Here is a 5,526-nt window from a genome sequence, read left to right on the forward strand (position 1 = left end):
TTCCGCACTTACCTAAATATTTAGAGTGACAGAGTAGTGCTAGACCGACCTACGGATTAGACGTTTTCTTTAAGCATTCCAGGAATGATTATTCGCTCTCCCACGCCTTGCTCAGAACGCTCTCGATGTTGCGGCGGTGGACATTCTCGTAGGGCGGGAACCAGTTGACCGATCCCGCCGCGACATCCTCCGCAATCCAGTCGCGCAGCGGCGCCGCCGCCAGGGCCGGATCGTCCCGGCACTTCAGCAGCTTCGCGACATAGCGTTCGGTCGCATCGATGAAGCCGGGACCATAGCCGCCGGCTGCGATGACCTGCGGGTCGCCGTGGTCGGGCAAAATCCGGCCTACCGGCCATTCCGCCATCCGCCGCAGGCTATCCAGGTGGATCTCCAGCCGGTCCGGTTCCGCGACATAGGTGATGGGGTCTTCCAGCGTATCCCCGGCCAGCATCAGCCCGACTTCCGGCAGCAGCAGGACGGTCCCGTCGTGGCTGTGGATGTCGGCATGGCGGAGCTCGACCGGGACCCCGCCGACCTTCAGCCGCATCGATCCCTCGTAGGTCGCCGTCGGCATGACCAGCGGCTTGATCGGCGGGTCGCCGGCTTCCATCGCCTCCACGTTATCCCGAAGCGCCTTCAGCGTCAGCGCGTGCGCGATGATCTCGCAGTCTGCGAAGACCTCGTTGCCGGCCATATGGTCGCGGTGCCAGTGGCTCAGCACCACCCGGATGTCGGTGACGCCCTGCCGGTCGAGCGTTTCGCGGACGATGCGCGCATGCGCCGGCGAAATGTGGGTGTCGTAGACCAGCGCTTCCGTCCCGCTGACGACCGCATAGGTGCAGACGCCCAGGACGTAGGCGCCGTCGTCCAGCCAGTTGGGACCGGCCGACCAAGCCCGTACGCCCTCGATCCTGCCGTCGTAGAACGCCAGGATGCCCGGAGCGGGACGGAGGACCCGGAGCGTCGAGCCCAGGTCCGGAAAACCCGGTTCAGGCATGTTCCTTCTTCGCTCCCCGGAACTTCGCCACCACCGGCATCGCCACGTTGTGGACCAGCGGGATCAGCAGCGCTCCGACGACCAGTCCGAATACTCCCGAGGCCGCGGCGGCGACCAGCCATTCGACGGCGGCGGCCATGGCCGGAAGTGCGTGGGCGGCGGCTTCGGCTATCCCGTGGACCGCGTGGCCGATGCCGGACAGGCCGAATTCCTCCAGCCCGTGGATGATGATCCCGCCGCCGACCCACAGCATCGCGGCGGTCCCGACCATGGCGAGTGCCTTTAGGAAATACGGCATCCCGATCACCAGTCCGCGCCCCAATCCCCTGGTGACGGGACTTATCGCGCGGTCGGCCCCGCCCGGCTGCGCGCCGGCGGTGTCGCGCATGCCGAGCAGGCTGGAGACGGGGCTGCCGTTCTGCGCCAGGGACAACCCGGCGTCGTCGGCCTTCACGATCAGCGCCACCGCGCCGTAGACGCCTACGGTGATGCCGATGCCGACGATGGCCAGAATGAAGGCCTGCATCCAGAAAGAGGACGTCGTTTCCGCCACCGTGGACAGGGTGATCGCCATGATCTCGGCCGACAGGATCAGGTCGGTCTGGATGGCGCCCTTGACCCTGCGATCCTCAAGCTCGGCAGGCGTTCCCGCCGCCTGCACCCCGCCATGGTGATCGTCATGCGGCCAGATCGCCTCATAGACCTTTTCCGCGCCCTCGTAGCACAGGAAGGCTCCCCCCAGCATCAGCAGCGGCGTGATCGCCCAGGGGGCCAGCAGGCTGAGCGCCAGCGCCGCCGGCAGCAGGTACAGCAGCTTGTTCTTGAGGGAGCCTAGCGCGATCTTGCCGACGATCGGCAGTTCCCGGTTGGCGGCAAGTCCCACGACATAGCGGGGCGTGACCGCCGCGTCGTCCACCACGACACCGGCGGCCTTGGCGCCCGCTCTGGCTGCCTGTCCCGCCGCATCGTCCAGGGATGCGGCGGCGATCTTCGCCAGTCCGACGACGTCGTCGATGAGTGCGATCAATCCAACGCTCAATGTGAAGAACTCCTGTCAGGCCGCAGCCGGTTTGCCAGCCAGGAAGGCCCGGCACCCGCATCAAACACGCCAATACGGCAAACGGTTTCGCGGCGCCAGCGGACGGGTTCAGGATCCCGCCTGTTCCTCCGGCCTCCGGTCCGGTTCCATGGGCCCGCCGCCCTCGGCCAGCAGCAGCCGTTCTTCCAGCCTTTTCACCATCTGGACCAGCATCGTCAACTCCTGCTCGCGCATCAGGTCGACCTTCTGGTGAAGCAGTTCGATCTCCAGTTCGGCCTTGGTGTTCACGTCGTAGTCGTGCTGGGCGTTTCGCCGGTCGATCGTGCTCTGGCGGTTCTGGCTCATCATGATGATGGGGGCGGTGAACGCCGCCTGGAACGACAGGACGAGGTTGAGCAGGATGAAGGGGTAGGGGTCCCACGACAGGAACCACGCGATGCTGTTGGCCACGATCCACAGGGTCAGCAGCACCGACTGGACGGCGATGAACGTCCAGGACCCGACATTGCTCGCCACCGCGTCCGCCAGCCGCTCGCCGAAGGCCGGCTCTCCCGACGGGGGATTGCGTCCGGGTTTCCGCTGCCGCAACGACAGCAGCAGCTTATGTTCTTCCGCCGTCAGGCGGGCCTTCAGATCCCTGATCGACATCGATGTTGTTCCCAAGTGTACCTGTAGCCGGCCCCGCGGCCTTGCGGTCCAGCATTACCCCGAAATGCTCGTCCGCGCCGCTATATTCACCCTGGCGGTGCGCTCAGGCGCGGCACTAAGGTCCGCCCCTCCCCGCATCGGTGAATGCCGGGTTTGCCCGCTGCCGGAGAGCCGGATTGTCGAAGACGAGAAGGGCGGTCTATCTCTCCGCCGTCGCGCGCTACAGCGACATGATCGTCCAGTTCGTGTCGGTCATGGTGATCGCCCGCCTCCTGACGCCGGAAGAGATCGGCATCTTCTCGATCAGCATCGCCGTCATCGCGCTGGCCCAGACGCTGCGGGAGTTCGGGCTGGGCGCCTATGTCGTGCAGGAACGGGAACTCGACCGTGCCCGGATCAGGAGCGCGTTCGGCGTCGCCCTGGTGCTGGCCTGGACCATAGCCTTGCTGATCGCATTGGCCAGCGGCCCGGTGGCAGACTTCTACGGCCGTGACGGCATCCGCGACGTCCTGCTGATCCTGGCGCTGACCTTCCTGATCTCGCCGCTGGGACTGCCGGCGCAGGCGATGCTGATCCGCGAACTGCAGTTCGGCAAGCTCTACCTCGTCCAACTGGTCACGTCCTCGGTCCAGGTGGCGGCCGGCATCACCCTGGCGCTGCTGGGTTTCAGCTATCTCAGCATGGCCTGGGCTTCGCTCGCCGGCGGGCTGGCCGGCATCGCCGTGCTGTCCGTGCTGAAGCCCGACCTCGTCTTCATGATGCCGTCTCTGAAGGAGTGGCGGCGGATCGCCGCTTTCGGCGGTTTCTCCAGCGGGGCCAACCTTGTCGGCACCATCGGCGTCAACATGGCGGAACTGATCATCGGCCGCATGCTGGGGTTCAGCGCCGTCGCCTATTACAGCCGCGCGATGGGCCTGCTGAACATCTTCCGCATGACGGTGCAGGCGACCGTCCTGAGCGTGGCGCTGCCGGCCTTCGCCGACCAGTACCGCGCGGGAATCGATATGAGACCCGATTACGGCAGGGCGGCAGCATTGATGACCGGGCTGGCATGGCCGTTCTACGGCATGCTGGCCCTGCTGGCGCAGCCGGTGATCCGGCTGCTCTACGGCAGGCAGTGGGACGAGGCGGTGGTCATCGCCCAGATCCTGTGCGTCGGCGGCGCCGTGATGGCGGTGGTGATCCTCGGCGGTCCGCTGCTGACGGCGATCGGGCAGGTGAGGGCGAACCTGTGGCGGGAAATCGCGATCCAGGTCCCCCGCGCCGTCCTGACGCTGGTGGCGGCACTCTATAGCCTGGAAGCGGTCGCGGCGGCGCAGGTTGCGGCCTATCTGGTGGCGCTGGCCATCACCCAGGTCTACACCCGCCGCTTCATCGGCTTCGGCGTCGCGGAACTGGTGGGCTTCACGTGGCGCAGCCTCGCCCTGACGGCGGTAACCGTGGCTGCGGCGTCGGTGCCGCCGGTCCTGCTCGATCCGGTTTCCGCCGATATCGCGAGCGACGCCCTGATCCCATGGCGCTCGCTGCTTTTCCCCGGGCTGTTCGGCACCTGCGGCTGGCTGGCCGGAGCCTTCCTGCTCGACCACCCGATCCGCCGCGAGATCATGGTGGCCGGTGTGGGCATCGCCCGCTGGATGCGCGTCGCCCGCGTTTGAAACGCGCGCCTTTTCCACCGATCTTGTTTTGAAAATCGATCTATTACTTCTACAAAATTCATTGCGAAATACCGCGGCAATCAAAAGCAATGCTCGTATATGATGAGACATTTTTTGGATTGAATAAGCATAGAAGTGAGACATAAGTAAAACTACGGATGCATTACTGGGTATTTGTAGCTGATTTCAAAGTATCTTGTCTTTTACACATCATTAATTCATGTGAGATAACCTTGTGAAATCTTGAGCGCACTTGTTGCGCCGCAGCAAAGATCCCACGCAAGGTTTCCTATCATGACTGCTCAATCAGTCGGCCAGACCCTCGTCGGCACCGGTGGCAACGACACCCTTTCCGGCGGTTCCGCCAATGACGTGATCTGGGGCGACGGGCTTCCGGTCACGGTCACCGATCCCTTCACCCTCCGCATCAAGGCATCGGCCGATCTGTGGCAGGGCGCGCCCAGGATGAAGATCTGGGCTGACAAAACCTTGCTGGGTGAAGTCGAAGTGTCGGCCGTCCATGCCTCCGGCGATTGGCAGGACTTCACCTTTACCAGGATCGGACTGTCATCCGCCGCAAAGATCCGGATCGAATACATCAACGACGCTTCCGGTGGCACGGCATCCAAGGACCGTAATCTCTGGATCGACCGGATCGAGGTCAACGGCACCGTCCTGACGCCGGACCAGTCCATCTACGACCGCGGCACGAAGACGCAGGCCGGCCAGTCCCACATGGTCTGGGGCGGCGCGCTGGTCTTCGACACGGCCGGCCTCCCGGCAAACACGCGTCCGGCGTGGCTTCCCGGCGGTGGCAACGACACCCTGTCCGGCGGCGCCGGCGACGACCTGATCTACGGCGGCGTCGGCAGCAACGCCATCGACGGCGGCGCCGGCACCGATACCGCCGGTTACCTCGGCAACCGTGCCGCCTATACCGTCATGGCGGAGACCGACGGCAGCCTGCTGGTCACGGGCGCCGGCTCCAGCGACCGGCTGACCGGCATCGAAAAGCTCCAGTTCGCCGACGGGACCTTCGACCTCAGGCAACTGGTCCCGGTCGCCGGCCCGGATGTCGTGGCCACGCGCGAAAGCACCGACGTCATGGTCGACGTGCTGGCGAACGACACCGTTCCGGCCGGCGCGACCGTGCTGCTGACCGGCGTCGGCAATCCCGCCAACGGGAT

Annotated in this window: 5 protein-coding genes; 2 read left to right on the forward strand and 3 right to left on the reverse strand. The window is 65.2% G+C overall.

Annotated features, from left to right (window positions below):
- Positions 1-88: 88 nt before the first annotated feature.
- The 3 genes from AC5JJ6_RS28635 to AC5JJ6_RS28645 form a co-directional block, all read right to left on the reverse strand.
- Positions 89-997 carry an MBL fold metallo-hydrolase gene (locus AC5JJ6_RS28635; RefSeq protein ID WP_496045322.1) on the reverse strand — a complete coding sequence of 303 codons (909 nt, stop codon included), beginning with the start codon at positions 995-997 and terminating at the stop codon, positions 89-91.
- Positions 990-2,036 carry a DUF808 domain-containing protein gene (locus AC5JJ6_RS28640; RefSeq protein ID WP_496045323.1) on the reverse strand — a complete coding sequence of 349 codons (1,047 nt, stop codon included), beginning with the start codon at positions 2,034-2,036 and terminating at the stop codon, positions 990-992. The genes AC5JJ6_RS28635 and AC5JJ6_RS28640 overlap by 8 nt, the downstream gene beginning before the upstream one ends.
- Positions 2,037-2,144: 108 nt before the next feature.
- The gene (locus AC5JJ6_RS28645) at positions 2,145-2,684 is read right to left on the reverse strand and encodes a DUF1003 domain-containing protein (RefSeq protein WP_496045324.1); all 540 of its coding nucleotides are present in this window, start codon (positions 2,682-2,684) and stop codon (positions 2,145-2,147) included.
- A gap of 176 nt (positions 2,685-2,860) precedes the next feature.
- On the opposite strand from AC5JJ6_RS28645, the gene AC5JJ6_RS28650 reads away from it, so the two are divergent.
- Both AC5JJ6_RS28650 and AC5JJ6_RS28655 read left to right on the forward strand, forming a co-directional pair.
- Positions 2,861-4,339, forward strand: a complete 1,479-nt coding sequence (locus AC5JJ6_RS28650) for a lipopolysaccharide biosynthesis protein (RefSeq protein ID WP_496045325.1) — start codon at positions 2,861-2,863, stop codon at positions 4,337-4,339.
- Between the two features lie 294 nt (positions 4,340-4,633).
- A partial coding sequence (locus AC5JJ6_RS28655; protein ID WP_496045326.1) for a carbohydrate-binding domain-containing protein occupies positions 4,634-5,526 on the forward strand: 893 nt, incomplete at its 3' end.

It is taken from the genome of Skermanella sp. (genome assembly GCF_059503625.1).